18 protein-coding genes and 1 tRNA gene are annotated in these 25,810 nt (G+C 71.2%); 8 read left to right on the forward strand and 11 right to left on the reverse strand.

The features are described 5' to 3' along the window. The first annotated feature begins 105 nt into the window (after positions 1-105). Positions 106-2,835 (forward strand): phosphoenolpyruvate carboxylase, encoded by a 2,730-nt coding sequence (gene ppc / locus ACF1G2_RS28230; RefSeq protein WP_391800988.1) that lies wholly within the window; start codon positions 106-108, stop codon positions 2,833-2,835. Between the two features lie 66 nt (positions 2,836-2,901). On the opposite strand, the gene ACF1G2_RS28235 is transcribed toward ppc, so the two are convergent. From ACF1G2_RS28235 to ACF1G2_RS28270, 8 genes are all read right to left on the reverse strand, one after another. After that, a complete protein-coding gene (locus ACF1G2_RS28235) occupies positions 2,902-3,651 on the reverse strand; it encodes an LPXTG cell wall anchor domain-containing protein (protein ID WP_391800989.1) in 750 nt (249 codons plus the stop codon). A 139-nt stretch (positions 3,652-3,790) separates the two neighbouring features. Beyond that, positions 3,791-4,234: a hypothetical protein gene (locus ACF1G2_RS28240; protein WP_391800990.1), complete on the reverse strand. Its 444-nt coding sequence runs from the start codon at positions 4,232-4,234 to the stop codon at positions 3,791-3,793. Between the two features lie 39 nt (positions 4,235-4,273). Next, the gene (pth, locus tag ACF1G2_RS28245) at positions 4,274-4,870 is read right to left on the reverse strand and encodes an aminoacyl-tRNA hydrolase (RefSeq protein WP_391800991.1); all 597 of its coding nucleotides are present in this window, start codon (positions 4,868-4,870) and stop codon (positions 4,274-4,276) included. A 127-nt stretch (positions 4,871-4,997) separates the two neighbouring features. Continuing rightward, complete coding sequence (locus ACF1G2_RS28250) at positions 4,998-5,603, reverse strand: 50S ribosomal protein L25/general stress protein Ctc (RefSeq protein WP_391800992.1); 606 nt, start codon at positions 5,601-5,603, stop codon at positions 4,998-5,000. Positions 5,604-5,846: 243 nt separating this feature from the next. Next, the gene (locus tag ACF1G2_RS28255; protein WP_352188491.1) at positions 5,847-6,821 is read right to left on the reverse strand and encodes a ribose-phosphate diphosphokinase; all 975 of its coding nucleotides are present in this window, start codon (positions 6,819-6,821) and stop codon (positions 5,847-5,849) included. Positions 6,822-6,942: 121 nt separating this feature from the next. Beyond that, positions 6,943-8,391: a bifunctional UDP-N-acetylglucosamine diphosphorylase/glucosamine-1-phosphate N-acetyltransferase GlmU gene (gene glmU, locus ACF1G2_RS28260; protein WP_391800993.1), complete on the reverse strand. Its 1,449-nt coding sequence runs from the start codon at positions 8,389-8,391 to the stop codon at positions 6,943-6,945. 105 nt (positions 8,392-8,496) lie between these two features. Further along, positions 8,497-8,568: transfer RNA gene (locus ACF1G2_RS28265), tRNA-Gln, on the reverse strand. 13 nt (positions 8,569-8,581) lie between these two features. Next, positions 8,582-9,313, reverse strand: a complete 732-nt coding sequence (locus ACF1G2_RS28270) for a hypothetical protein (RefSeq protein ID WP_391800994.1) — start codon at positions 9,311-9,313, stop codon at positions 8,582-8,584. A 154-nt stretch (positions 9,314-9,467) separates the two neighbouring features. Here ACF1G2_RS28270 and ACF1G2_RS28275 point away from each other — a divergent pair, with 154 nt between their 5' ends. Beyond that, entirely contained in the window at positions 9,468-10,796 is a 1,329-nt protein-coding gene (locus ACF1G2_RS28275) for a sensor histidine kinase (RefSeq protein ID WP_391800995.1), read from the forward strand. Here ACF1G2_RS28275 and ACF1G2_RS28280 read toward each other — a convergent pair. Continuing rightward, on the reverse strand, positions 10,793-11,284 hold the full coding sequence (locus ACF1G2_RS28280; protein WP_391800996.1) for an SUKH-3 domain-containing protein: 492 nt from the start codon (positions 11,282-11,284) through the stop codon (positions 10,793-10,795). The genes ACF1G2_RS28275 and ACF1G2_RS28280 overlap by 4 nt on opposite strands. A 10-nt stretch (positions 11,285-11,294) precedes the next feature. Further along, a complete protein-coding gene (locus ACF1G2_RS28285; protein ID WP_391800997.1) occupies positions 11,295-11,804 on the reverse strand; it encodes a YwqJ-related putative deaminase in 510 nt (169 codons plus the stop codon). A gap of 244 nt (positions 11,805-12,048) precedes the next feature. On the opposite strand from ACF1G2_RS28285, the gene ACF1G2_RS28290 reads away from it, so the two are divergent. From ACF1G2_RS28290 to ACF1G2_RS28300, 3 genes are all read left to right on the forward strand, one after another. Beyond that, a complete protein-coding gene (locus ACF1G2_RS28290; RefSeq protein ID WP_391800998.1) occupies positions 12,049-13,044 on the forward strand; it encodes an SMI1/KNR4 family protein in 996 nt (331 codons plus the stop codon). 7 nt (positions 13,045-13,051) lie between these two features. Next, positions 13,052-15,784, forward strand: coding sequence for an SUKH-4 family immunity protein (locus ACF1G2_RS28295; RefSeq protein WP_391800999.1), 2,733 nt, complete (start codon positions 13,052-13,054; stop codon positions 15,782-15,784). Positions 15,785-15,890: 106 nt separating this feature from the next. Continuing rightward, on the forward strand, positions 15,891-16,826 hold the full coding sequence (locus tag ACF1G2_RS28300) for a cellulose-binding protein (RefSeq protein ID WP_391801000.1): 936 nt from the start codon (positions 15,891-15,893) through the stop codon (positions 16,824-16,826). On the opposite strand, the gene ACF1G2_RS28305 is transcribed toward ACF1G2_RS28300, so the two are convergent. Then, positions 16,814-18,433, reverse strand: a complete 1,620-nt coding sequence (locus tag ACF1G2_RS28305) for an MFS transporter (protein ID WP_391801001.1) — start codon at positions 18,431-18,433, stop codon at positions 16,814-16,816. The two genes, ACF1G2_RS28300 and ACF1G2_RS28305, sit on opposite strands and share 13 nt — an antisense overlap. 241 nt (positions 18,434-18,674) lie before the next feature. Between ACF1G2_RS28305 and ACF1G2_RS28310 the strand changes: the two genes are divergently transcribed. The 3 genes from ACF1G2_RS28310 (at position 18,675) to mfd (ending at position 25,808) form a co-directional block, all read left to right on the forward strand. Then, positions 18,675-19,463 (forward strand): ABC transporter ATP-binding protein, encoded by a 789-nt coding sequence (locus tag ACF1G2_RS28310; RefSeq protein ID WP_391801002.1) that lies wholly within the window; start codon positions 18,675-18,677, stop codon positions 19,461-19,463. Beyond that, complete coding sequence (locus ACF1G2_RS28315) at positions 19,460-22,033, forward strand: ABC transporter permease (protein ID WP_391801003.1); 2,574 nt, start codon at positions 19,460-19,462, stop codon at positions 22,031-22,033. The genes ACF1G2_RS28310 and ACF1G2_RS28315 overlap by 4 nt, the downstream gene beginning before the upstream one ends. Before the next feature lie 244 nt (positions 22,034-22,277). Beyond that, complete coding sequence (gene mfd, locus ACF1G2_RS28320) at positions 22,278-25,808, forward strand: transcription-repair coupling factor (RefSeq protein ID WP_391801004.1); 3,531 nt, start codon at positions 22,278-22,280, stop codon at positions 25,806-25,808. The last annotated feature ends 2 nt before the right edge of the window (positions 25,809-25,810 follow it).

Raw genomic sequence — 25,810 nt, forward strand, 5'->3', positions numbered from 1 at the left:
GAGTGTCCAAGGGATGGACACCTATCCTGTTCGCGTCGGACAGCGCGGTCCGCAAGCCTTCAGTACCCCTCCAGATGTGCCCGAACACTGCAAGGAGCCGCACCTGTGAGCAGTGCCGACCAGACCCCCACCGACAACGCCGAGCTGCGTTCCGACATCCGCCGACTGGGCGATCTGCTGGGCGAGACACTCGTCCGCCAGGAGGGCCACGAGCTCCTCGACCTCGTCGAGAAGGTCCGCTCGCTCACCCGCGAGGACGGCGAGGCCGCCGCCGAGCTGCTGGGGGAGACCGACCTGGAGACCGCGACCAAGCTGGTCCGCGCCTTCTCCACGTACTTCCACCTGGCCAACGTCACCGAGCAGGTCCACCGCGGCCGTGAGATGCGCGAGAAGCGCGCCGCCGAGGGCGGCCTCCTCGCCCGCACTGCGGACATGCTCAAGGACGGCGACCCGCAGCACGTCCGCGACACCGTACGGAACCTCAACGTACGGCCCGTCTTCACCGCGCACCCGACCGAGGCCGCCCGCCGCTCGGTCCTCAACAAGCTGCGCCGGATCGCCGCCCTCCTGGAGACGCCGGTCATCGAGGCCGACCGACGCCGCCACGACCTGCGGCTCGCCGAGAACATCGACCTCATCTGGCAGACCGACGAGCTCCGGGTCGTCCGCCCCGAGCCCGCCGACGAGGCCCGCAACGCCATCTACTACCTCGACGAGCTGCACGCCGGCGCCGTCGGCGACGTCCTGGAGGACCTCGCCGCCGAACTGGAACGCGTCGGCGTCGAGCTGCCCGCCGGCACCCGCCCGCTGACCTTCGGCACCTGGATCGGCGGCGACCGCGACGGTAACCCCAACGTCACCCCCCAGGTGACCTGGGACGTCCTCATCCTCCAGCACGAGCACGGCATCACCGACGCCCTCGAACTCGTCGACGAGCTGCGCGGCTTCCTCTCCAACTCCATCCGCTACGCGGGCGCGACCGAGGAGCTCCTCGCCTCCCTCCAGCGCGACCTGGACGCCCTGCCGGAGATCAGCCCCCGCTACAAGCGGCTCAACGCCGAGGAGCCCTACCGGCTCAAGGCCACCTGCATCCGCCAGAAGCTCGTCAACACCCGCGACCGCCTCGCCAAGGGCACCAAGCACCAGGAGGGCCGCGACTACCTCGGCACCTCCGAGCTGGTCCAGGACCTCGCCCTGATCCAGACCTCGCTGCGCGAGCACCGCGGCGCGCTCTTCGCCGACGGCCGGATGGACCGCACCATCCGCACCCTGTCCGCGTTCGGCCTCCAGCTCGCCACCATGGACGTCCGCGAACACGCCGACGCCCACCACCACGCCCTCGGCCAGCTCTTCGACCGGCTCGGCGAGGAGTCCTGGCGCTACGCCGACATGCCCCGCGACTACCGGCAGAAGCTCCTCGCCAAGGAACTGCGCTCCCGCCGCCCCCTCGGCCCGACGCCCGCACCGCTGGACGCCGCGGGACAGAAGACCCTCGGCGTCTTCGCCACCGTCAAGGAGGCCTTCGAGCGCTTCGGCCCCGAGGTCATCGAGTCGTACATCATCTCGATGTGCCAGGGCGCCGACGACGTCTTCGCCGCCACCGTCCTCGCCCGCGAGGCCGGCCTCATCGACCTGCACGCCGGCTGGGCCAAGATCGGCATCGTGCCGCTCCTGGAGACCACCGACGAGCTCAAGGCCGCCGACGTCATCCTCAACGACATGCTGGCCGACCCCTCCTACCGCCGCCTCGTCTCCCTCCGCGGCGACGTCCAGGAGGTCATGCTCGGCTACTCCGACTCCTCCAAGTTCGGCGGCATCACCACCTCCCAGTGGGAGATCCACCGCGCCCAGCGCCGGCTCCGCGACGTCGCCCACCGCTACGGCGTACGGCTCCGCCTCTTCCACGGCCGCGGCGGCACCGTCGGCCGCGGCGGCGGCCCCTCGCACGACGCCATCCTCGCCCAGCCCTGGGGCACCCTGGAGGGCGAGATCAAGGTGACCGAGCAGGGCGAGGTCATCTCCGACAAGTACCTCATCCCGTCCCTGGCCCGGGAGAACCTCGAACTGACCGTCGCCGCCACGCTGCAGGCCTCCGCCCTGCACACCGCGCCGCGCCAGTCCGACGAGTCCCTCGCCCGCTGGGACGCCGCCATGGACACCGTCTCGGAGGCCGCCCACACCGCGTACCGCAAGCTCGTCGAGGACCCCGGCCTGCCGGCGTACTTCCTCGCCTCCACCCCCGTCGACCAGCTCGCCGACCTGCACCTGGGCTCACGGCCCTCGCGCCGCCCCGGCTCCGGCGTCTCCCTCGACGGACTCCGCGCCATCCCGTGGGTGTTCGGCTGGACCCAGTCCCGCCAGATCGTCCCCGGCTGGTTCGGCGTCGGCTCCGGCCTCAAGGCCCTCCGCGAGGCCGGCCTCGAAGCGGTCCTCGGCGAGATGCACGAGCGCTGGCACTTCTTCCGCAACTTCCTCTCCAACGTCGAGATGACGCTGGCCAAGACGGACCTGCGGATCGCCCGCCACTACGTCGACACCCTCGTGCCGGACGAGCTCAAGCACGTCTTCGACACCATCGAGGCCGAGCACGCGCTGACCGTCGCCGAGGTCCTCAAGATCACCGGTGGCGAGAAGCTCCTGGACTCCAACCCGGTGCTCCAGCAGACCTTCTCCATCCGCGACGCCTACCTGGACCCGATCTCCTACCTCCAGGTCGCCCTCCTCGCCCGCCAGCGCGCCGCCGCCGAGCGCGGCGAGGACCCGGACCCGCTGCTCGCCCGAGCCCTGCTGCTCACGGTGAACGGCGTGGCGGCGGGCCTGCGCAACACCGGCTGACGCCGCCGCACAGACACGAGTGCCCCCGTCGGCCGGACCGACGGGGGCACTTCGTTCCTACCGGCCTCAGTGCTGCTGGGTCGCCTTGCGGCGGCGCATCACCAGGACGGAGCCGGCACCCGCGAGGGCGACGGCGACGGCGGCGATGATGCCGACGGGGGCGCTGGAGCCCGTCTCGGCGAGGTCACCGTCGGAGCTGCCGGTGGAGGCGGACGGGGTCGCACCCGTCGACGGGGACTCCGAGGACGACGGGGAATCGCTCGGCGTACCGGTCGGGGGAGTCTCGCTCGGCGTGCCGGAGGGCGTCTCCGACGGCGTCTCGGACGGGGTCTCCGAGGGGGTGCCCGAAGGGGTCTCGGACGGCGTGTCCGTCGGCGTCGGGGTGGTGCTGGCAGGGCAGGTGTGGGAGAGGTTGAACCACTCCTTCTTGAAGGTGCCCTTGACCTCCGCCGATGCCGAGATGAGCTCGGCGCCCGGCGCGGAGCCGACGTAGGCGTGCTTGTCGGACGGAGGGCCGAAGACCGTGATGGTCTGTACGCCGCCCGGCTTGAACTCCACCGTCAGCTTGGTGAAGACGGCGCTGTCGCCCTTGCCGCTGCCCGGCAGCACGAAGTGCCAGCCGTCCTGGCCCGTGGGGATGTCGCCACAGACCTTCTCCTTGTCGCCGGTCCACCCGGAAGCGGTCAGCGGAAGGTCCTTCGCCTGGTGCAGGGGAAGGACCGTCGGGCCGTCGGAGGCCGAGGCCACCGGGGCAAGAGCCAGGGAGCCCGCTATGGCCGCGACAAGCGCGGCTGCGGGGATGAGGGATCGTCGCATGTGCAGTCGTCCATCTGGGAGTTGAGAGGGTCGCCGTGGGAGGTGGCGGAGGCAGCCTATCCGCACGTTTAAGTCACCCTTAACCCAAAGGCTCATAACGATCCGGACGGATCACGCCACGACGACCGGAAATGGCCGGTCAGAGGGCGAAGAACGCCCCTAGCAACAACACCCCGCCCACGCCCGCCATCGACCACGCCGTCCTCGTCAGCCGCAGCCCACCCCCGATGAGCGGCGCCGCCAACAACAGCGCCCCGCCCAGCGGCAGCCAGGCGTGCAGACCGCCGCCCCAGCCCGTACGCACCGCCTCGCTCGTCCCCGGCTTCACCACCACGGGCAGCGTCTGCCCCTTGTCGGCGGCGACCGAACGGGCGATCGTCAGCGTGGCATGCGGCGACGGCGAACCCTCCGGGACGTAACGGCCGCTGCACGTCTCGTCGTTGCAGCCGGTCACCGTCAACGTGCCGTGCTCACGGCCCTTCGGAAGCAGGACGTGCTGCGCCGTACCCCACGACGACCAGGCTCCGGCGACGAGGAGCAGCAGGGCGATCAGGGCCATGGCGGCGTTACGGGCGTGCGTCATGACCCGCGATCGTACAGTCGTACCGCGACGAGGGAACCGTCAGGAGTTGTACGCCGACTGCGCCCGCTCCAGACCCTCCGCCACCAGGCACTCGACGGAATCCGCCGCCCGGTCCACGAAATAGTCGAGCTCCTTGCGCTCCGACGAAGAGAAGTCCTTCAACACGAAGTCCGCGACCTGCATCCGCCCCGGCGGACGCCCGATACCGAACCGCACCCGGTGATAGTCCGCGCCCATCGCCTTCGTCATCGACTTCAGGCCGTTGTGCCCGTTGTCGCCCCCGCCGACCTTCAAGCGCAGCACACCGTAATCGATGTCCAGCTCGTCATGGATCGCCACGACGTGCGCCGTCGGCACCTTGTAGAAATCCCGCAACGACGTCACCGGGCCACCCGACAGATTCATGTACGACATCGGCTTCGCCAGGATCACCCGCCGGTTCGCCGGCCCCGGAGGACCCATCCGGCCCTCCACCACCTGCGCCTGCGCCTTCTGCGCCCGCTTGAACTTCCCGCCGATGCGCTCGGCGAGCAGATCCACCACCATGAAACCCACGTTGTGGCGGTTCGCGGCGTACTCGGGGCCCGGATTGCCGAGACCGACGATCAGCCAGGGGGCGTTCGCGTCGTCCGTCATCGTGGGGCGTCTCCTCGTCTGCGTACTACTCGGATCGTCCGCGCACCGGGCGCGGAACAGCGGAACAGCGGAACGGGGTGGCGGGCCGCAGCCCACCACCCCGTCCGCGTCAGGCAGAGCCTACGGCTCAGGCCTCGGCGCCCTCGGCGGCGGCCTCGCCGGCCTCGCCCTCACCCTCGGCGGCCGGCTCCTCGGCCTGCGCGGCCAGGACCTGCAGCACGACGGCGTCGGCGTCGGTCACCAGGCTCGTGCCCTTCGGGAGCGCGATGTCCTGGGCGAGGATGGAGGCACCGGCCTCCAGGCCCTCGACGGAGACCGAGACGGCCTCGGGGATGTGGGTGGCCTCGGCCTCGACGGAGAGCGTGTTCAGCACGTGCTCCAGCAGGTTGCCACCGGCGGCCAGCTCGCCCTCGGCCTGGACCGGGATCTCGACCGTGACCTTCTCGCCACGCTTGACCAGCAGCAGGTCGACGTGGACCAGGAAGCCCTTGATCGCGTCACGCTGGACGGCCTTCGGGATCGCCAGCTCGCTCTTGCCGTCGACGTCCAGGGCCAGCAGGACGTTCGGGGTACGGAGCGCCAGCAGCAGCTCGTGGCCCGGAAGGGTCACGTGGACCGGCTCGGTGCCGTGACCGTAGAGAACACCGGGAACCTTGTTCTCGCGGCGGACGGCGCGGGCGGCACCCTTGCCGAACTCGGAACGGATCTCGGCGGAGATCTTCACCTCGGACATATGCACTCCTCGTAAGCAGAAACGGAACAGTGTGGCTACCCGGCCACGACTGGCCTGCTACGAAGAGCGCGTCGATAACGGACCGCCGCACCTCACCGGTACGGCCTCCCTCGCCGAGCAACTACGGCAGTCTACTCGCCACCCGCCGCCCCACCCAATTGGATCACCAGGCACTCCCCGGAGCAGACGGAAAGGCCCGCCCCCCAGCAGGGAAGCGGGCCTCTCCGTCGATCCGGCTACGGCTCAGTGCTCCTCGAAGAGGCTCGTCACCGAACCGTCCTCGAACACCTCACGCACCGCACGCGCGATCGTCGGCGCGATCGACAGAACCGTGATCTTGTCCAGCTCCAGCGAACTCGGCACCGGCAGCGTGTCCGTGAACACGAACTCGCTCACCTTCGAGTTCTTCAGACGATCGGCAGCCGGCCCCGAGAGAATGCCGTGCGTCGCCGTCACGATGACGTCCTCCGCACCGTGCGCGAACAGCGCGTCCGCCGCGGCGCAGATCGTGCCACCCGTGTCCACCATGTCGTCGACCAGGACACAGACCCGGCCCTTCACGTCACCGACGACCTCGTGCACCGTCACCTGATTGGCGACGTCCTTGTCACGGCGCTTGTGCACGATCGCCAGCGGCGCGTCCAGACGGTCGCACCACCGGTCCGCCACCCGCACACGACCCGCGTCCGGAGACACGATCGTCAGCTTCGTACGGTCGACCTTGTTGCCCACGTAGTCCGCCAGCACCGGCAGAGCCGACAGGTGGTCCACCGGACCGTCGAAGAAGCCCTGGATCTGGTCCGTGTGCAGATCGACCGTGAGAATACGGTCCGCACCCGACGTCTTCAGCAGATCGGCGACCAGACGCGCCGAGATCGGCTCACGACCACGGTGCTTCTTGTCCTGACGGGCATAACCGTACGACGGGATGATCACGGTGATGCTCCGCGCGGAAGCCCGCTTCAGAGCATCGATCATGATCAGCTGCTCCATGATCCACTTGTTGATCGGAGCCGTGTGGCTCTGGATCAGGAAGCAATCCGCGCCACGAGCCGACTCCTGGAAACGGACGTAGATCTCACCGTTCGCGAAGTCGAAAGCCTTGGTCGGCACGAGACCGACACCCAGCTGGTGCGCGACCTCCTCGGCCAGCTCGGGGTGGGCGCGGCCGGAGAAGAGCATCAGCTTCTTCTCGCCGGTCGTCTTGATCCCGGTCACAGCACTGTCTCCTCAGACGTGTCCTCTGGTCGCCACCACAACGCTCCCGTGCGCGTGTGCGAGCCAGCCGAATTTATGTGCACGTATCACGGTACGCCGAGTTCGACGCACCCGTTTCCGGTCAGCTTTCGCCGGCAGGCTCCTCGGCAGCCGCCTGAGCCGCCTGCGCAGCAGCACTGCCAGGCCGCTTCCGCGCCACCCAACCCTCGATATTCCGCTGCTGGCCACGGGCGACGGCCAGCGAACCCGCCGGTACGTCCTTGGTGATCACAGACCCGGCAGCCGTGTACGCACCGTCCCCGATCGTGATGGGTGCCACAAACATGTTGTCCGACCCGGTACGGCAGTGCGACCCGATCGTCGTGTGGTGCTTCGCCTCACCGTCGTAGTTCACGAAGACGCTCGCCGCACCGATGTTCGTGTACTCACCGATCGTCGCGTCGCCCACGTAGGACAGATGCGGGACCTTCGTACCCTCACCGATCGCCGCGTTCTTCATCTCCACATACGTACCCGCCTTGGCCTTGCGGCCCAGGTTCGTGCCCGGACGCAGATACGCGAACGGACCCACCGACGCGCTCTCGCCGATCACAGCCGAGTCGGCGACCGTGTTGTCCACCCGCGCGCCCTTGCCCACCGTCGTGTCCTTCAGGCGCGTGTTCGGGCCGACCTCGGCGTCCTCACCGATGTGCGTCGCACCCAGCAGCTGCGTACCCGGGTGGATCAGCGCGTCCGGCTCGAACGTCACCGTGACGTCGATGAACACCGAGGACGGGTCGACCACCGTCACACCGGCCGTCATCGCGGCCTCCAGCAGCCGCCGGTTCAGCAGCGCGCGAGCCTCGGCCAACTGCACCCGGTTGTTGATCCCGAGGATCTCGCGGTGATCACCGGCGACCGACGCGCCGACCCGGTGACCGGCCTCACGGAGGATCGACAGCACGTCGGTGAGGTACTCCTCGCCCTGGCTGTTGTCCGTCCGGACCTTGCCCAGGGCGTCGGCGAGCAGCCGGCCGTCGAAGGCGAACACACCGGAGTTGATCTCCATGATCGCGCGCTGCTCGTCGGTCGCGTCCTTGTGCTCGACGATCGCGGTCACGGCACCGGTCGCGGCGTCACGGACGATGCGCCCGTAGCCGGTGGAGTCCGGCACCTCGGCGGTCAGCACGGTGACGGCGTTGCCGTCGGCGGCGTGGGTGGAGGCGAGGGCCTTCAGGGTCTCCCCGGACAGCAGCGGGGTGTCGCCGCACACCACGACGACGGTGCCGTCGGGGGCCTGACCCAGCTCCTCGAGCCCCATGCGGACGGCGTGACCGGTGCCGTTCTGCTCGTACTGGACGGCGGTACGGGTGCCGGCGTAGTGGGCGTCGAGGTGCGCGGTGACCTTCTCGCGGGCGTGCCCGACGACCACGACGAGGTGCTCGGGCTCCAGCTCACGCGCGGCGGACACGACGTGCCCGACAAGGGAACGTCCGGCGATTTCGTGCAGGACCTTGGGGGTCTTCGACTTCATGCGGGTGCCCTCACCCGCTGCGAGGACGACGACGGCGGCCGGGCGGTTGGCGCTCACGGGAATGCCCTTCGGCTTCGGGTGGTGGACACCCGCAGGATACCGGGGGGTTCTGGAGCAGAAATGAGTGCGGGTCCCGACCGACCGGTCGGGACCCGAGGTGTGCTCCGCCGGCTGGATTCGAACCAGCGTCTCAAGGCTCCAAAGGCCTGCGGGATGCCGCTACCCCACGGCGGATCTACACCAGACCTTACCCGAGCCGGGCTTGGGCATCGGACGCGATGCCCCTCCACCATCCTTCGATGCGTCGGTACAGCTCAGCGCTCTGCAGAACGGAGATGACCAGACAGCCTCGGTAGGCCTCGCCGACGTTCTTGCGGACGGTCTTGGGGTTGTGCTTCTTGAGCGTCGTCCGGCTGAGACGCGATGTGTCGATGCCCGCAACCTCCGCCCAGTGGAGCTCGGCGGCGGCCACGTCCGCCGACTCGTGGATCATGACGCGGAACCGCATGCACTCCCGCTCGATTCCGAGGAGATCGAGCCAGGCGACGTACACCCGAATCACGTCGGTGTCGCTGTTCACGAAGATGACGTGCTCCCGACGGTCGTACGGCTTGTCCTTGGAGCCTTCGGCCCAGTAGAGGGAGACGCCCACGAGGAAGAGCTCCCGGGCGGACAGCGCTCCGACCTCAAGAGCGGCGTCGTCCTTGGTCTTGCGGCGCACGGCGTCTCGCACCTGGAGCTCGTGATCCCACTCTTGCGCGCGCATCTCGCGCGCGCGGGCCCGGAGGTCGTCCTTCGCGTTGGGGCGTTTCGTCCAGTCCGGGGCCGGTTCTCCTTCCAGGAGGCGGTTCAGGATGTCGTTGTTGTCGACGCGGAGGCGGTCGCGGATCTGGCGCCGGCTGAGGCCCTCGCGGCGTAACGCGATCGCCTGTTCGCGCAGGCTCTCGAAGTCCGCGTACCTGCCCGTGGTGGATGTCATACGAACACCATCGTCCGGAATGCGGACGTCCGGGTCGAAAGCCTGGGCGATTCAACTGTTCGAGGGACTGGCGTGTGCGCGGTGTTGACGTGCGGTTCTTCCGGGTCCCGTGGTCTTCGGAAAATGATTCGCCCCCGCCCGTACGCTGGAGGGCATGACCACAACGGGGGCACACCAGGACGCGACGGGCATGACGCCCCGTGGCCTGTGGTGGTGGGGGAGACGGCGCAGTGCGGTGCTCGACGTCGGGCTGGCGGCGGTGTCCGCGCTGGAGTGCGGGCTCGAAGGTGTCGGCTTCGCCGACAAGGCGGGGCTGCCCGTGCCCGTGGGGGTGCTGTTCGGGCTGATGGTCGGTTCCGTGCTGCTCGTGCGGCGGCGGTGGCCGATCGTCGTCGTTCTCGTCTCGATCGCCGTGACGCCCGCCGAGATGGGCTATCTGATGGGGATCGTCGGGCTGTACTCGCTCGCCGCCTCCGAGGTGCCCCGGCGGATCACGGCCGCGCTCGCCGGTATGTCGACGGTCGCCGTCTTCGTCGTGACGATGGTGCGGGTCCGCCAGGACCTCGCGCAGGCCGACGCCGATCAGCCGGGTTCCGATCCCAGCAGCTGGTACGCGCCGGTCCTCGCGGTCTTCCTCACGCTGGGCCTCAACGCGCCTCCGCTTCTCTCCGGTCTCTATATAGGGGCCCGGCGGCGGCTCATGGAGAGTCTCCGGGAGCGTGCCGACAGTCTGGAGCAGGAGCTGTCGCTGCTCGCGGACCGGGCGGAGCAGCGGGCGCAGTGGGCGCGGCAGGAGGAGCGGACGCGGATCGCGCGGGAGATGCACGATGTGGTCGCGCATCGGGTGTCGCTGATGGTGGTGCACGCGGCGGCGTTGCAGGCGGTCGCGTTGAAGGATCCGCAGAAGGCGGTGAAGAACGCGGCGCTTGTGGGTGACATGGGCCGGCAGGCGCTGACGGAGCTGCGCGAGATGCTGGGTGTGCTGCGGGAGGACGCGGTGCCGGCCGTGGGGTCTTCGGATTCTCCGGTTCCGTTGGCGGCGGTGGGCCGGGCGGCGGCCGCGGCGGCGGAGGCGGCTTCGGAGGACGGGCCGTGTCTGGATGCGCTGGAGGGTCTGGTCGAGCAGTCCCGGCAGGCGGGTGCGGTGGTCGAGCTGACGGTGCTCGGTGAGGTGCGCGCGTATGCGGCGGAGGTCGAGCGGACGGCGTACCGGGTGGTGCAGGAGGCGCTGACCAACGTGCACAAGCATGCGGCGGGGGCGAAGGTCGTGGTCCGGCTGGCGCATCGGGAGGCCGAGGTCGCGATGCAGGTGGAGAACGGTCCTTCGGACGCGGAGGCTGCGGACGCGCATCTTCCGAGCGGGGGGAACGGTCTGGTGGGCATGCGTGAGCGGGTGACGCGGCTGGGTGGTGTGTTCGTGTCGGGGCCGACGGATGCGGGCGGGTTCAGGGTGTCAGCGGTGTTGCCGCTGGGGGAGCGTTAGCCCGTCACCAGTCGTGTCGGTTGTACCCCGGTGATCAGCGTCGCCAGTGCCGCGTCGATGTCCTGGCCCAGGAACCAGTCGCCGGTGTGGTCCAGGCCGTAGACCCGGCCCTCCAGGTCTATGGCGAGGACCGCCTGCTGTTCGACCTCCTCTCCCAGGGGGGAGATCTCCGTGTCGAGCGCGCGTCCGAGGTCCGCCAGGGTGCGGGCCAGGTGCAGGCCGGCGAGGGGGTCGAAGCGGAGGGTCGCGGGGGCGATCTGGCGGCCGGCGCCGGGGGCCGTGATGTGGAGGCCGCCGAATTCGGCCCATGCCTCGACGGCCGCGGGGAAGACGCTGTGCCGGTGGCCGCCGGGTGAGACGTGGGCGCGCAGGGCGTCGGCCCACTGTTCGGCGAGTTTGATGTCCCAGCGGCCCGGCTGCCATCCCGCCTCGCGGAGGGCGGCGTCGACGTTGACCGGGAACCGGGTGGTGCTCAGGTGGTCGGGCATGGAGGTGCGGTCAGCCGTTCTCGACAGTCGAGGTGGGGTCCACGGTGCGTACACCGAAGTGCGCGAGCATCGCCGTACAGGAGCGGCAGGGGGCGGCGTAGCTGCCGTGCAGCGGGTCGCCGTCCTCGCGGATGCGTCGAGCGGTCAGTTTGGCGTGCTTGAGCGAGCGGCGTGCTTCGCCGTGGGTGAGTGCTTTGCGCTGGGCGCGCTTGGAGCGGCTCGCGTCGGTGGCGGTCAGGTGGCGGGAGAGCAGGATCGCTTCGGGGCAGCGCCCGGTGAAGCGTTCGCGCTGTCCACTGGTGAGGGTGTCCAGAAAGTCCTGAACGAGTGGATGCAGGGTGGGCGGTCGGTCTCCGCGGCCCGCGGTGCAGGTGAGGGTTTCGCCACGTACGGAGAGCGCGGCGCCGACGGTGGGGAGGATGCCGTCCCTGCGGAAGCGCAGTAACGGGGCGTGGGAGGGCTCGGTGCTGCTCCAGTTGAGGCGTGGGTCACCCTGCGTGGGCGTCGGTGGTGCGTACATGGTGCGTGTCTTCCCCTCCTGCAATCCCCCGAGTTGCTGGAACAGAGTGCCAAATGGGACGCCTCATGTGGAAGCGGGGTACACAAACGGGGTGTCGGTGTGTCGTAACTATCGCCGGTGCGTCATCCGCTCGTGACAGTTGGTCACGGAGTGTGGTCGTGGCCGCATCGGGCCGGGTGGTGGGCTTGTGGCAGCGCATAGGCTGTGCGGAATCAGCCAGCAGCCAGCGCAGGGGGCAACCGCCATGACGACAGGTCGGCTCGGGAAGGCCGCACCGCCGAACGCGGCTTACGCCGGGCAGGTCGTGCACTTTCCGGACCCGGTCCGCGCCTCCCGGCACCCCAGAGGGGTGCGGGTGGACGAACACGGATATCCGGACTTCTCACCTTACGCCCGGGCGGCGGCGGAAATCGCCGATCCGCCCGAGGGTTTCGGTGTCGACGAGTTGCGGCTGACGGACTACGTGTCGGCGAACGCGGCGCTCGCGGCGACGGGGCACGAGCTGTGGGACACGATTCCGTCGGTGGCGACGCCGCACGGCTGGACCTGGCACCACGTGGCGGGCGGTCGGCGGATGGAGCTGGTCCCGGTCGAGGTGAAGGCGTTGCTGCGTCATCACGGTGGTGTCGCGACGGCTGCCGTCGATCACACGAAGCGGGGCACGCGTCCGCTGCAGGAGACCCGGCCGGCGCATTTCGGGGTGCCCAAGGGGCTGGTGTCGGTGACCGAGCAGCAGTTGCTCGGGGTGGAGGAGGATCTCGGGTACCGCCTGCCGGGCGCGTACCGCTCCTTCCTGAAGGCGGCGGGCGGTTGTGCGCCGGTGGGTGCGGCGCTGGACGCGGAGCTCGGTCTCCTGGTCGACCAGCCGTTCTTCACGGTGCGCGACGAGGCGGGTGTCAACGACCTCGTGTACGTGAACAAGTGTCTGCGTGACCATCTGACCAAGGACTACCTGGGCGTGGGTTTCGTCCAGGGCGGGATCCTGGCGGTGAAGGTGAAGGGCGACCGGGTCGGGACGGTGTGGTTCTGCGCGTACGACGACGCGCGGGACGCCGGTGAGGCGGCGGCCGGGTGGAGCGTGGGGGAGCGCGTGGAGCGGCTGTTGCTGCCGTGCGGTGAGGACTTCGACGCGTTCCTCCAGCGGTTGGCCGGCAATCCGCCGGAGTTGGAGACGGTGGCGAACCTGATGGTGGACGGCGGCTTCGCGCGCGCTGTGCCCGTGGTCCCGGTGGGGGAGTGAACTGGTTGTGGTGACGTTCGCGCAGGCGCAGGAGCGCGCCGAGGAATGGATCAACGGTGATGTGCCGGCGTACCAGCACCGGGAGGTGCGGGTACGGGAGTTCGGGCTGGGTTTCGTCGTGTGGGCGGAGGACCGCGAGGAGGGCCCGACCTCGGACGGTGGTCTGCAGCGTCTGGTCATCGCCCGGGACAGCGGCGAGGCGACGTTGTGGCCGGGGCTGCCGGTGGGTGAGGTGATCCGGCGGTACGAGGAGGAGTACGGGTCCGTCGCCGACGAGGCGGGTGCCGCGGCGCCCGCGCCGCCGGAGCGGGTCGATCTGAACGCGACGTCGTTCCTGTTGACGCCGCCGGAATGGCTGCAGGACGCGGCGGACAAGCTGGGTCTGCCGCCGAAGGGACCGAACGCGTCGCAGGCGGGCGGGAGTTCGTCGACGCCGGAGGCGACGGGCGGTGGTGCCCCGCCGGTGGATCCGGTGAGCGTGCCTTCTTCGGGCGGGGCGCCTTCCGGCGGGGTGTCCTCGGGGCCGGAGTCTTCGGGGCCCGTGTCGTCGGGACCCGTGTCTTCGGGGCCCGCGTCTTCGGATCCCGTGTCTTCCGGTTCCATGGCTTCCGGTGGGGCGCCTTCGGGTGCGGCCGCCGATTCCGTGGGCGGTTCGGAGGGGCGGTCGGCCGACTACGAGCCGACGGCCTCGGACGGCGTTCCGGCGGAGACGCCGTCGAGCAGCCCGTGGGCGGACGCCAATGCGAGTTCGGGCGGTGCGGACGGTTCGGTGCCGCTGCCCGCGACGGTCTTCGCGCCGCCGCTGTCGGGCGCGGACGACGAGGACACGCCGCTTCCCGTGGTGGGTGCGGACGCTCCGACGGCCCTGATGTCGGGCGGCAGTGCGCTTCCTCCGACGGCGATCGCCCGGGCGCTCGACCCGAGCGCCCCTCCGCCGCCCGGTGCCGACGACCCGTTCGCGCCGCGCGGCCCGGCGTCGAGCGGCGGCCCGAGCGGTACGGGTGCGCCGGCCGGTGGGCCCGCCGGTCCGCCGCCCGGTGCCCCGGGGGCTCCCGGAGCGTCCGGAGCCACGCCTCCGCCGGGTGTGCCCGGCGCCCCCACGCCTCCGCCGGGTGTGCCCGGCGCCCCCACGCCTCCGCCCGCGCCGCGGGCTCCGGGGGCCGGGGACATCGCGGATGCCGCGACCAGCAAGGCCGCGCTGCCTCCGCGGGCCGGGCGCGGGGGTGGTGGGAATCCCCCTCCGCCGCCGCAGGCGCCGGGGGCTCCCGGTGCGCCCGCCGGGGGGTACGTGGCGACGCAGCTGGTGTCGCAGCTCGGGCCCGACGGGCCTCAGCCGCCCGGGCCTCCCGGTCCGCCGACGCCTCCGCAGCCCGTGCACCACGCCGCGACGATGCTGGCGCACCCGAACCAGGGCGGGCCCGGTGCGCCGGTGCCTCCGCCCGCGCCGCCGGGTGCGCCCGGTGTGCCCGGTGGGTCCGACGGTGCCGGTGCGGGTGTCGCGCACGCGGCGACGATGCTGGCCCACCCCGGGCCGGGCGGCATCGCCCCGCCCGGGCCTCCCGGTGCGCCCGGTGCCCCCGTGGCGCCGCCCGGGCCTCCCGGTGCTCCCGGCGCCCCGGGTGGTCCCGGGACTCCGCCCGGTGGGGTGCACCACGCGGCGACGATGCTGGCGCAGCCCGGTCCGGGCGGGCCGCCGGCTCCGCCGATGCCGCCGCCGTCGGTGCAGGGCGCCCCGCCGGCGTACGGGTACCCGCAGCAGCCGGCCGGTCAGCCGACCGTCGGCCCCGGCTACCAGGCGGTGCTGCGCTACCGTGCGCCGGACGGTTCCGAGGCGCAGATCATCCGGCGGTCCGCCCCGGGCACTCCGCACCCGGAGTGGCAGATCCTGCACGAGCTGCGCGCCATGAACGTGCCGCCGCAGCAGGTGCTCGAACTGCACACGGAGCTGGAGTCCTGTGAGCTGCCGGGCGGTTACTGCGCGCGGATGATCCGGGAGACCTGGCCGCAGGCGCGGATCACCAACATCGCGCCGTACGGCCGGGATCACGCGGGCCGTCAGCAGGGCATGCGGCAACTCCTGACCCATCAGGGTGAGTTGCATCAGGTCGCGGACGGTCCGGCGCGCCCGGCGCCGGTGCGTGCTCCGCTGCCGCCGGTGCAGCCGGCTCCGCCGATCCCCCCGGACGGGATCGCGCAGGAGATGGCGGGTGCCTTCGGGCCCGGTATCTGCCGGTTCGACCAGCGGGCGGTGTCCCGGCAGGGTGTGCCGGAGGTCGTCGCGCTGACCCTCGTATGGGCCGGTCTGCCGGCCGACTTCGGTCCGTTCTTCTGGGCGCAGCCGGCGCAGCCGGTGGTGCCGACGCTGGCCGAGCTCGCGGCGCAGCGTCAGGTCCAGCCGGCGTCGGACGCGGGCTCGTACCTGGTGGTCGGCTCGGACTTCGGGCGGGCGATCTGTGTCCAGTACGGGACCGCGCACATCGTCGCCGTGCCGGTGGAGGCCGGTCCGGGCGGTGCGCCGGTGGCCCCGCAGTTCGTGAACAGCGGGCTGCCGGAGTTCGCCCGTTCGATGGCGCTGCTGGGCCGGATGTGGCGTCTGCGGTTCGGGCTCAACCCCGAGCAGGCGGGTCGTTGGACGGTCGACTTCCAGGCGCAGCTGGCGATGCTGGACCCGGCGGCGCTGGCGTCGCCGGAGAACTGGTGGTCGGTGCTCCTGGAGCAGATGTGGGACGGCCTGCTCTAGGCCGCGTGTGACCGAAGGCGTCCGACGTGTACGACACGTCGGGCGCCTTTTGTCGTGTCTGATGGCGCATCCTGGCTTTTGAGCCGTTATGGAAGGAGCGTCAGGGATGAGTTTCGCCGTCGTCGCACGAGGGCGCGGATACCGCCCGCGACAGGTCGACCGCCACCTCGCCGCGCTCTCCGGCGAACGCGACGCCGGATGGGAGCGCGCGGCCCGGCTGACGGTCCTCGCCAGGGAGATGGAGGAGGAGGCGGTCCGGCTGCGGGCGGAGGTCGACGCGCTGGCACCGCAGCGGTTCGAGTCGCTGGGCGGTCGGGCGCGGAAGATCCTGGAGCTCGCGGAGGCGGTGGACGAGAGTCTCGTACGCGAGGCCGAGGCGGAGGCGCAGTCCCTGGCGGAGGAGGCCGAGGAGGCGGCGCGTACCGCGGCCGAGTCAGCCCGGGAGTACGCGGACGCGCTGCTCGCGGAGGCGGAGACCGCGGCCGCCGAGACGCTGGCGGAGGCGGGCGCGGAGGCCGAGGCGCTGCGGTCGGTCGCGCGCGAGGAGGCGGCTGCGCGCCGGGCGGCCGCGCAGGTGGTGTTCGACGACACGGTGTGCAGGACGGCGGCGCTGCTGGAGGCCCAGCGCGTGGAGCAGGCCGGGGTACGGGAGGGGGCCGAGCGGACGGCGGTGTCCCGGGCGGCCGAGCTGGACGCCCGTCACGAGGAGCTGGTGGTGGAGGCGCGGTCGCGGGTGGCCGAGGCCGAACGTGAGCTGGCGCGGGCGCAGGAGGAGGCCCGGCACGGCCAGGAGGACGCGGAGGCGCGGGCGGCGGAGCTCCTGGTGGAGGCGGGGACGCGGCGGGAGCGGGTGGAGCGGGAGACGGAGCGCGTGGTGCGGGAGCACGAGGAGGCGCGTGAGGAGATCCACGCGCACATGGAGCACATCCGTGCCGCGCTCGCGTCGCTCACGGGCCGGGGCGCCGCCGAGGACGACCCCGAGGGCGGCGACAAGGAGAGCGACGGCGACGGGAGGGCCGGCGGCCGGGATCAGGCCGACTGACCGCGGTCCTGGTGTTCCGTCAGGACCGGGAAGCGGCGCGGGGCCAGGGTGAGCAGGACGAGCAGGGCGAGCGCGGCGGCGCCCGCCGCACCCAGGTAGACGTAGTCGACGGCCGCGTCGACGGCGCGGCGCAGGGTGTCGTCGGCGTGGTCCAGGGCGTACGCGAGGCTGTCCAGATCGGTGCCGGTGCCCAGGCGGGAGGCGAGGACGCCGTTGGCGATCGCACCGAAGAGGGCCGCGCCGACGCTCTGGCCGACCTGGCGGCAGAAGAGGACCGAGGCGGTCGTCGTGCCGCGTTCCTCGTACGGGACGGTCGACTGGACGCCGACGATCAGCGGGAGCTGGAAGAGGCCGAGCGCACCGCCGAGGAGGAGCATCAGCAGGGCGGGCTGCCACGGCTCTCCGGGGAAGGGGAGGAAGGGGAAGGCGAGCAGGACGAGCAGGGCGAGGGTGATGCCGACGACGGCGGTGAGGCGGAAGCCGATGCGGTTGTAGACCCGGTTGGAGAGGGCGGCGGTCACCGGCCAGCTGAGGGTCATCGCGGAGAGGACGAAGCCGGCGGCGATCGGGCCGAGGCCGAGGACGGACTGGGCGTAGGTGGGCAGGAAGACCGTCGGGGCGACCATGAGCAGGCCGAGGGCGCCGAGGGCAAGGTTGACCGCGGAGATCGTGCGGCGGCGCCAGATCCAGCCCGGGATGATCGGGTCGGCGGCCCGGCGTTCGACGAGGACGGTGACTCCGGCGAGGGCGAGCGCGCCCGTGAAGAGGCCGAGGGAGGGCGCGGAGAGCCAGGGCCAGGCGACGCCGCCCTGGACGAGGGCGGTGAGCAGGAGCGTCCCCGTCGCGAAGATCGTGAGCGCACCGGCCCAGTCGACCGACACCTTCCGCGTGACCGGCCCCTCGCCGCGCGCCGCCCGTACCGTCCCCTCCGCAGGTGCCGTTCCCGCCGCCGGCGTCGCCCCCTCCGCCCGCGCCGTCCGCTCCGGTTCGACCAGGTACCGGGCCACGAGCCAGAGCGCCACCAGGCCGACCGGCAGGTTGATCAGGAAGATCCAGCGCCAGTCCGCGTATCCGGCGAGGAGGCCGCCGGCCGCCGGGCCGGCGACCGAGGCCGTCGCCCAGACCGAGGAGAGCTTCGCCTGGATCTTCGGCCGCTCCTTCAGCGGGTAGAGGTCCGCAGCGATCGTCTGGATCGTGCCCTGGAGCGCGCCGCCGCCGAGGCCCTGCACGACGCGGAAGGCGATGAGTGAGCCCATGTTCCAGGCGGCCGCGCACAGCAGGGAGCCGATGAGGAAGAGGATCGTTCCCGCGATGAGGACCGGCTTGCGGCCGAAGGTGTCGCAGAGCTTTCCGTACACCGGCAGGGTGACCGTGACGGCGAGCAGATAGCCGGAGAACAGCCAGGAGAAGACGGACAGGCCGCCGAGGTCGCCGACGATCTGCGGTACGGCGGTCGAGACGACCGTGCCGTCGAGCGCGGCGAGCGCCATGCCGAGCATCAGGGCGGCGACCACCGGGCCCCGCCCGCGCGGAGCCGTCGCCGATGCCGCCGCCTGTCGCGTCGTCGTCCGTGACACCCCGGCCCCTCCGTCTGATGGGTCGTACATCTAGTTACGTCGGCCTAGCCTCCCACTCGAACCTCGGGTGGAGAACCCCTAGGGGTCTCTCCCCCATAGAGGGCAGGGGCCGTTCGTTCCGGCGGAGGACGAGGAGCGACCCCCTCCGTCTTTAGCTTGGTCTTACGGAAAACCCCAGGGCGAAGAGTGCGCCCAGCACCAGTGATCCGCCGCCCTCCTTCTCGCAGACTCGGACACGAGTCGGATCCGTACCAGACATAGGAGACATACCGTGACTTCGGCTGTGACCATCCCCCAGCACGGGGAGACCGCAGGGGGGACGGCCGTCGCCGCGCGGGCGCGGCAGGTCGTCAAGGCGTACGGAGCCGGCGAGACCCGGGTCGTCGCGCTCGACCACGTCGACGTGGACATCGCCCGCGGGCAGTTCACCGCGATCATGGGCCCCTCGGGCTCCGGCAAGTCGACGCTGATGCACTGCCTCGCCGGACTCGACGCCGTCACCAGCGGCCAGATCTTCCTGGACGACACCGAGATCACCGGCCTGAAGGACAAGCGGCTGACGCAGCTGCGGCGCGACCGGATCGGCTTCATCTTCCAGGCGTTCAACCTGCTGCCGACGCTCAACGCGCTGGAGAACATCACCCTGCCGATGGACATCGCGGGCCGCAAGGCGGACCGGCAGTGGCTCGACCGGGTCGTGTCGACCGTCGGTCTCGCCGACCGTCTCGGGCACCGGCCCACGCAGCTCTCCGGCGGTCAGCAGCAGCGCGTCGCCGTGGCCCGGGCGCTGGCCGCCCGGCCCGAGATCATCTTCGGCGACGAGCCGACCGGAAACCTCGACTCCCGCGCCGGCGCCGAAGTCCTCGGCTTCCTGCGGCAGTCCGTGGACGAGCTCGGCCAGACCATCGTGATGGTCACCCACGACCCGGTCGCCGCCAGCTACGCCGACCGCGTCCTCTACCTGGCGGACGGGCGGATCGTCGACGAGATGTTCCGTCCCACCGCCGACGCCGTCCTCGACCGTATGAAGGACTTCGACGCGCGCGGGCGGACGTCATGACCGTCCTCAAGACCTCCCTGCGCAACTTCTTCGCGCACAAGGGCCGCATGGCGCTCTCCGCCGTCGCCGTCCTGCTCTCCGTGGCGTTCGTGAGCGGCACCCTCGTCTTCACGGACACCATGAACACCACCTTCGACAAGCTCTTCGCCTCGACCGCCTCCGACGTCACGCTCAGCCCGAAGGACGCGGCGGTCGACGACGAGACCCCGCAGTCCGGCCGCCCCGAGACCCTGCCCGCCTCGCTCGTGGAGCAGGTCCGCAGGGCCGAGGGCGTCAAGGCCGCCCAGGGCTCGGTCATCTCGCTGAGCGTCACCGTCGTCGACTCCGACGACGAGAACGTCGGACCCACCAGCGGCGCCCCGACGATCGCCGCCAACTGGAGTGCCAACGAGCTCCGTTCGGTGGACATCGCCTCCGGTCACGAGCCGCGCGGCCCCACCGAGGTGATGGTCGACGCCGGCACCGCCGAGAAGCACGGGCTGAAGATCGGCGACGAGCTGCGCACCATCGCCGTCACCGGCGACTTCAAGGCGAAGATCTCCGGCATCGTCGAGTTCAAGGTCACCAACCCCGGTGCCACCGTCGTCTACTTCGACACCGCCACCGCGCAGCGCGAACTCCTCGGCAAGGAAGGCCTGTTCACCCAGATCACGGCCGACGCCGTGCCCGGGGTCAGCGACGAGAAGCTGAAGGGCGGCATCGCCGCGGCGGTCGGCACCGGCTACACGCTGCAGACCGCGGCCGAGGTCGCCGACGCGGGCCGCGAGGACGTCGCCGGGTTCCTCGACGTCATGAAGTACGCGATGCTCGGCTTCGCCGGAATCGCCTTCCTCGTTGGCATCTTCCTCATCGTCAACACCTTCTCCATGCTGGTCGCCCAGCGCACCCGCGAGATCGGCCTCATGCGGGCCATCGGTTCCAGCCGCAAGCAGGTGAACCGTTCCGTCCTCGTCGAGGCGGTCCTCCTCGGTGTCGTCGGCTCGATCGCCGGTGTCGCGGCCGGCGTCGGACTCGCCGTCGGCCTGATGGAGCTGATGTCCTCCATGGGCATGGAGCTGTCCACCGAGGATCTGACCGTGAAGTGGACGACGCCCGCCGTCAGCCTCCTGCTCGGCGTCGTCGTCACCGTCCTCGCCGCCCACATCCCGGCCCGCCGGGCCGGCAAGGTCTCCCCGATGGCGGCCCTGCGCGACGCCGGCACCCCCGCCGACGGCAGGGCCGGCCTGATCCGGGGCGGGCTCGGCCTGCTCCTCACGCTCGGCGGCGGAGCGGCGCTGTGGACCGCGACCCAGGCGGAGAAGGCCTCCGCCGGCTCCCTCTGGCTCGGCCTCGGCATCCTCCTCTCCCTCATCGGCTTCATCGTCGTCGGACCGCTGCTCGCGGGCGGGGTCGTGAAGGCCCTCGGTGTCGTCGTCCTCAGGGTCTTCGGTCCGGTCGGGCGGATGGCGGAGCGCAACGCGCTGCGCAACCCGCGCCGTACGGGAGCGACCGGCGCCGCCCTGATGATCGGGCTCGCCCTGGTGGCCTGTCTGTCGGTGGTCGGCTCGTCGATGGTCGCCTCGGCGACCGAGGAGCTGGACCGCTCGGTCGGCGCGGACTTCATCGTGCAGTCCACCAACGGGCAGCCGATCATGCCGCAGGCCCAGGCGGCCCTGGAGAAGACGCCGGGCCTCACCCACGTCACCGAGTACCGGTGGGTCGAGGCGAAGATCACCGACCCCGCGGGCAAGGCCGTGGACAAGGGGCTCGTCGCCGCGGAGCCGTCGTACGCGCAGGACCTGCGCCGTGACACGACGGCGGGCGAGCTGACCGCCGCGTACGGGGCGAACGCGATGTCGGTCGGCAGCGACTACGCCACGGAGCACGGGGTGAAGGTCGGCGACGTGCTGACCGTCGCCTTCAAGGGCGGCGACAGCGCGAAGCTGAAGGTCGCGGCGATCACCTCGGACGAGAACAACGTCGACAAGGGCGTGATGTACACCAACATCACCACCATGGAGCGGTACCTGCCGGCCGCCAAGCAGCCGCGGAGCATGATCATGTTCGCGACGGCGGTGGACGGCAAGGAGACGGAGGCGTACGCGGCCCTCAAGGACTCGCTCGCCGCCTACCCGCAGTACAAGGTGCAGAACCAGGCCGACTACAAGCAGGACCTGAAGGACCAGGTCGGCCAGCTGCTCAACATCGTCTACGGCCTGCTGGCGCTCGCGATCATCGTCGCCGTGCTCGGTGTGGTGAACACGCTCGCGCTGTCGGTGGTGGAGCGGACCCGGGAGATCGGCCTGATGCGGGCGATCGGCCTCTCGCGCCGTCAGCTGCGCCGCATGATCCGCCTGGAGTCGGTGGTCATCGCCCTCTTCGGCGCCCTGCTCGGCCTCGCCCTGGGAATGGGCTGGGGCACGGCGGCCCAGAAGCTGCTGGCCCTGGAGGGTCTCGGCGTCCTGGAGATCCCGTGGCCGACGATCCTGACGGTCTTCGTCGGGTCGGCGTTCGTGGGTCTGTTCGCGGCACTGGTCCCGGCGTTCCGCGCCGGCCGGATGAACGTCCTGAACGCGATCGCCAGCGAGTAGTCCCGAGGGCGCCACGGGGGTGCTCCCACGGGCTGCCCGGCCCCCGGCGGACATGGTCCGCCGGGGGCCGCGGCCGTTCTCCCCCCGGCGCGGGCGCCGATTCCCTCGCGCCGGGCTGCCGGCCACGTCGTAGGCTGGGGGAGCACCCGGCCCGTCGACGGCGCCGGGAACACCCGGCCCGTGTGACGTGTCGGGCTGTTCGCGTTGCCCGCCCCCGTAGTCCGAACCCGGGATGGAAAGCTCCATGAGCCTGCACGGTCTGCTCGACCTCGTCGTCAAGGACGCGGCCCTCGCCGAAGCGGTGAAGGCCGCGTCCGACGGCCGCCGCACGCACGTGGACCTCGTCGGCCCCCCGGCCGCGCGCCCCTTCGCGGTGGCCGCGCTCGCCCGTGACGCCGGGCGTCCCGTCCTCGCGGTCACCGCGACGGGCCGGGAGGCCGAGGACCTGGCGGCCGCCCTGCGCACCCTCATCGACCCGGACAGGGTCGTCGACTACCCCTCCTGGGAGACGTTGCCGCACGAGCGGCTCTCGCCCCGCTCGGACACCGTCGGCCGGCGCCTCGCCGTGCTGCGCCGCCTGGCCCACCCGTCCACCGACGACCCGTCCGCCGGCCCGGTCTCCGTCGTCGTCGCGCCCGTACGGTCCGTGCTCCAGCCGCAGGTCAAGGGCCTCGGCGACCTGGAGCCCGTCTCCCTGCGCACCGGGCGGACGGCCGACCTGAACGAGGTCGTGGAGGGGCTCGCGGCCGCCGCGTACTCCCGTGTGGAGCTGGTCGAGAAGCGCGGCGAGTTCGCCGTGCGCGGCGGCATCCTGGACGTCTTCCCGCCCACCGAGGAGCATCCGCTCCGGATCGAGTTCTGGGGCGACGACGTCGAGGAGATCCGCTACTTCAAGGTCGCCGACCAGCGCTCCCTCGAAGTCGCCGAACACGGCCTGTGGGCCCCGCCCTGCCGTGAGCTGCTCCTCACCGACGACGTACGGCAGCGGGCCGCCGCGCTCGCCGAGGAACACCCCGAGCTGGGCGAGCTGCTCGGCAAGATCGCCGAGGGGATCGCCGTCGAGGGCATGGAGTCCCTCGCGCCCGTCCTGGTGGACGACATGGAGCTGCTGCTCGACGTCATGCCGAAGGGCTCGATGGCCGTCGTGTGCGACCCGGAGCGGGTCCGTACGCGCGCCGCCGACCTGGTCGCGACGTCGCAGGAGTTCCTCCAGGCGTCCTGGGCGGCGACCGCGGGGGGCGGTGAGGCGCCGATCGACGTGGGCGCGGCCTCCCTGTGGGGGATCGCGGACGTGCGGGACCGGGCGCGCGAGCTCGACATGATGTGGTGGTCGGTCTCCCCGTTCGCGGCGGACGAGACGCTCGACGACGACACCCTGAAGCTCGGGATGCACGCGCCGGAGGCGTACCGCGGCGACACCGCCCGGGCGCTCGCCGACACCAAGGGCTGGCTGGCCGACGGCTGGCGCACGGTCTACGTCACCGAGGCGCACGGCCCGGCGACCCGCACGGTCGAGGTCCTCGGCGGCGAGGGGATCGCGGCCCGGCTCGACGCGGACCTGGCCGAGGTGACCCCGTCCGTGGTCCATGTGGCCACCGGCTCGATCGACTACGGCTTCGTCGACCCGGCGCTCAAGCTGGCCGTCCTGACCGAGACCGACCTGTCGGGCCAGAAGGCGGCCGGCAAGGACGGCCAGCGGATGCCGGCCAAGCGGCGCAAGACGATCGACCCGCTGACCCTGGAGGTCGGCGACTACATCGTGCACGAGCAGCACGGAGTCGGCCGGTACATCGAGATGGTCCAGCGGACGGTGCAGGGCGCCACCCGCGAGTACCTGCTCGTCGAGTACGCCCCGGCCAAGCGCGGCCAGCCCGGCGACCGGCTCTACATCCCCACCGACCAGCTGGAGCAGGTCACCAAGTACGTCGGCGGCGAGGCCCCGACGCTGCACCGGCTCGGCGGTGCGGACTGGACGAAGACCAAGGCGCGCGCGAAGAAGGCGGTCAAGGAGATCGCCGCCGACCTGATCAAGCTCTACAGCGCCCGGATGGCGGCCCCCGGGCACGCGTTCGGCCCCGACACCCCGTGGCAGCGGGAGCTGGAGGACGCCTTCCCGTACGTGGAGACGCCCGACCAGCTGTCCACCATCGCCGAGGTGAAGGAGGACATGGAGAAGACGGTCCCGATGGACCGGCTGATCTGCGGCGACGTCGGCTACGGCAAGACGGAGATCGCGGTCCGCGCGGCGTTCAAGGCGGTCCAGGACGGCAAGCAGGTCGCCGTGCTCGTCCCGACCACGCTGCTCGTGCAGCAGCACTTCGGCACGTTCTCGGAGCGGTACTCGCAGTTCCCCGTCGTCACCCGTGCGCTCTCCCGCTTCCAGACGGAGACGGAGTCGAAGGCGACGATGGAGGGCCTGAAGGACGGTTCCGTCGACATCGTCATCGGCACGCACCGCCTGTTCTCCTCCGAGACGAAGTTCAAGGACCTCGGCCTGGTCATCGTCGACGAGGAGCAGCGCTTCGGTGTCGAGCACAAGGAGCAGCTGAAGAAGCTGCGGGCCAACGTCGACGTCCTGACGATGTCGGCCACCCCCATCCCCCGTACGCTCGAAATGGCGGTCACCGGCATCCGTGAGATGTCGACGATCACCACCCCGCCCGAGGAGAGGCACCCGGTCCTCACCTTCGTCGGGCCGTACGAGGAGAAGCAGATCGGCGCGGCCATCCGCCGTGAACTCCTGCGCGAGGGCCAGGTCTTCTACATCCACAACCGGGTCGAGTCGATCGACCGGGCGGCGGCGCGGCTGCGGGACATCGTCCCGGAGGCGCGGATCGCGACCGCCCACGGTCAGATGTCGGAGTCGGCCCTGGAACAGGTCGTGGTCGACTTCTGGGAGAAGAAGTTCGACGTGCTGGTCTCGACGACGATCGTCGAGTCCGGCATCGACATCTCCAACGCCAACACGCTCATCGTGGAGCGCGGCGACAACTTCGGGCTCTCGCAGCTGCACCAGCTGCGCGGCCGTGTGGGCCGTGGGCGCGAGCGCGGGTACGCGTACTTCCTCTACCCGCCGGAGAAGCCGCTGACGGAGACCGCGCACGAGCGGCTCGCGACGATCGCCCAGCACACCGAGATGGGCGCGGGCATGTACGTGGCCATGAAGGACCTGGAGATCCGCGGCGCGGGCAATCTGCTCGGCGGCGAGCAGTCCGGCCACATCGCGGGGGTCGGCTTCGACCTGTACGTACGGATGGTGGGCGAGGCGGTCGCCGACTACCGGGCCTCGCTGGAGGGCGGTGTCGAGGAGGAGCCGCCGCTGGAGGTCAAGATCGAGCTGCCCGTCGACGCCCACGTGCCGCACGACTACGCGCCCGGCGAGCGTCTGCGCCTCCAGGCGTACCGGGCGATCGCCTCCGCGAACACGGAGGAGGACGTCAAGGCGGTACGGGAGGAGCTGACCGACCGCTACGGCAAGCTGCCCGAGCCGGTGGAGAACCTGCTCCTGGTCGCCGGTCTGCGGATGCTGGCCCGTGCCTGCGGTGTCGGCGAGATCGTGCTGCAGGGGCCGAACATCCGCTTCGCGCCGGTGGAGTTGCGGGAGTCCCAGGAGCTGCGGCTGAAGCGGCTCTACCCGCGGACGGTCATCAAGCCGGCCGTCCATCAGATCCTGGTGCCGCGCCCGACGAGTGGGAAGATCGGCGGGAAGCCGGTGGTGGGACGCGAACTGCTGGCGTGGACGGGCGAGTTCCTGACCACGATCCTCGGGTCGTAGGG

Source organism: Streptomyces sp. NPDC013457 (assembly GCF_043089925.1).
GTDB lineage: Bacteria > Actinomycetota > Actinomycetes > Streptomycetales > Streptomycetaceae > Streptomyces.

What these genes read in the sequence shown, in the direction of transcription:
- mfd (WP_391801004.1), top strand. Translation starts at nt 22,278, where the DNA reads ATGAGCCTGCACGGTCTGCTCGACCTCGTCGTCAAGGACGCGGCCCTC.
- ACF1G2_RS28285 (WP_391800997.1), bottom strand. Translation starts at nt 11,804, where the DNA reads ATGTACGCACCACCGACGCCCACGCAGGGTGACCCACGCCTCAACTGG.
- ACF1G2_RS28300 (WP_391801000.1), top strand. Translation starts at nt 15,891, where the DNA reads ATGAGTTTCGCCGTCGTCGCACGAGGGCGCGGATACCGCCCGCGACAG.
- ACF1G2_RS28270 (WP_391800994.1), bottom strand. Translation starts at nt 9,313, where the DNA reads ATGACATCCACCACGGGCAGGTACGCGGACTTCGAGAGCCTGCGCGAA.
- ACF1G2_RS28235 (WP_391800989.1), bottom strand. Translation starts at nt 3,651, where the DNA reads ATGCGACGATCCCTCATCCCCGCAGCCGCGCTTGTCGCGGCCATAGCG.
- ACF1G2_RS28250 (WP_391800992.1), bottom strand. Translation starts at nt 5,603, where the DNA reads ATGTCCGAGGTGAAGATCTCCGCCGAGATCCGTTCCGAGTTCGGCAAG.
- ACF1G2_RS28275 (WP_391800995.1), top strand. Translation starts at nt 9,468, where the DNA reads ATGACCACAACGGGGGCACACCAGGACGCGACGGGCATGACGCCCCGT.
- pth (WP_391800991.1), bottom strand. Translation starts at nt 4,870, where the DNA reads ATGACGGACGACGCGAACGCCCCCTGGCTGATCGTCGGTCTCGGCAAT.
- ACF1G2_RS28315 (WP_391801003.1), top strand. Translation starts at nt 19,460, where the DNA reads ATGACCGTCCTCAAGACCTCCCTGCGCAACTTCTTCGCGCACAAGGGC.
- ACF1G2_RS28290 (WP_391800998.1), top strand. Translation starts at nt 12,049, where the DNA reads ATGACGACAGGTCGGCTCGGGAAGGCCGCACCGCCGAACGCGGCTTAC.
- ACF1G2_RS28280 (WP_391800996.1), bottom strand. Translation starts at nt 11,284, where the DNA reads ATGCCCGACCACCTGAGCACCACCCGGTTCCCGGTCAACGTCGACGCC.
- ACF1G2_RS28305 (WP_391801001.1), bottom strand. Translation starts at nt 18,433, where the DNA reads ATGTACGACCCATCAGACGGAGGGGCCGGGGTGTCACGGACGACGACG.
- ACF1G2_RS28240 (WP_391800990.1), bottom strand. Translation starts at nt 4,234, where the DNA reads ATGACGCACGCCCGTAACGCCGCCATGGCCCTGATCGCCCTGCTGCTC.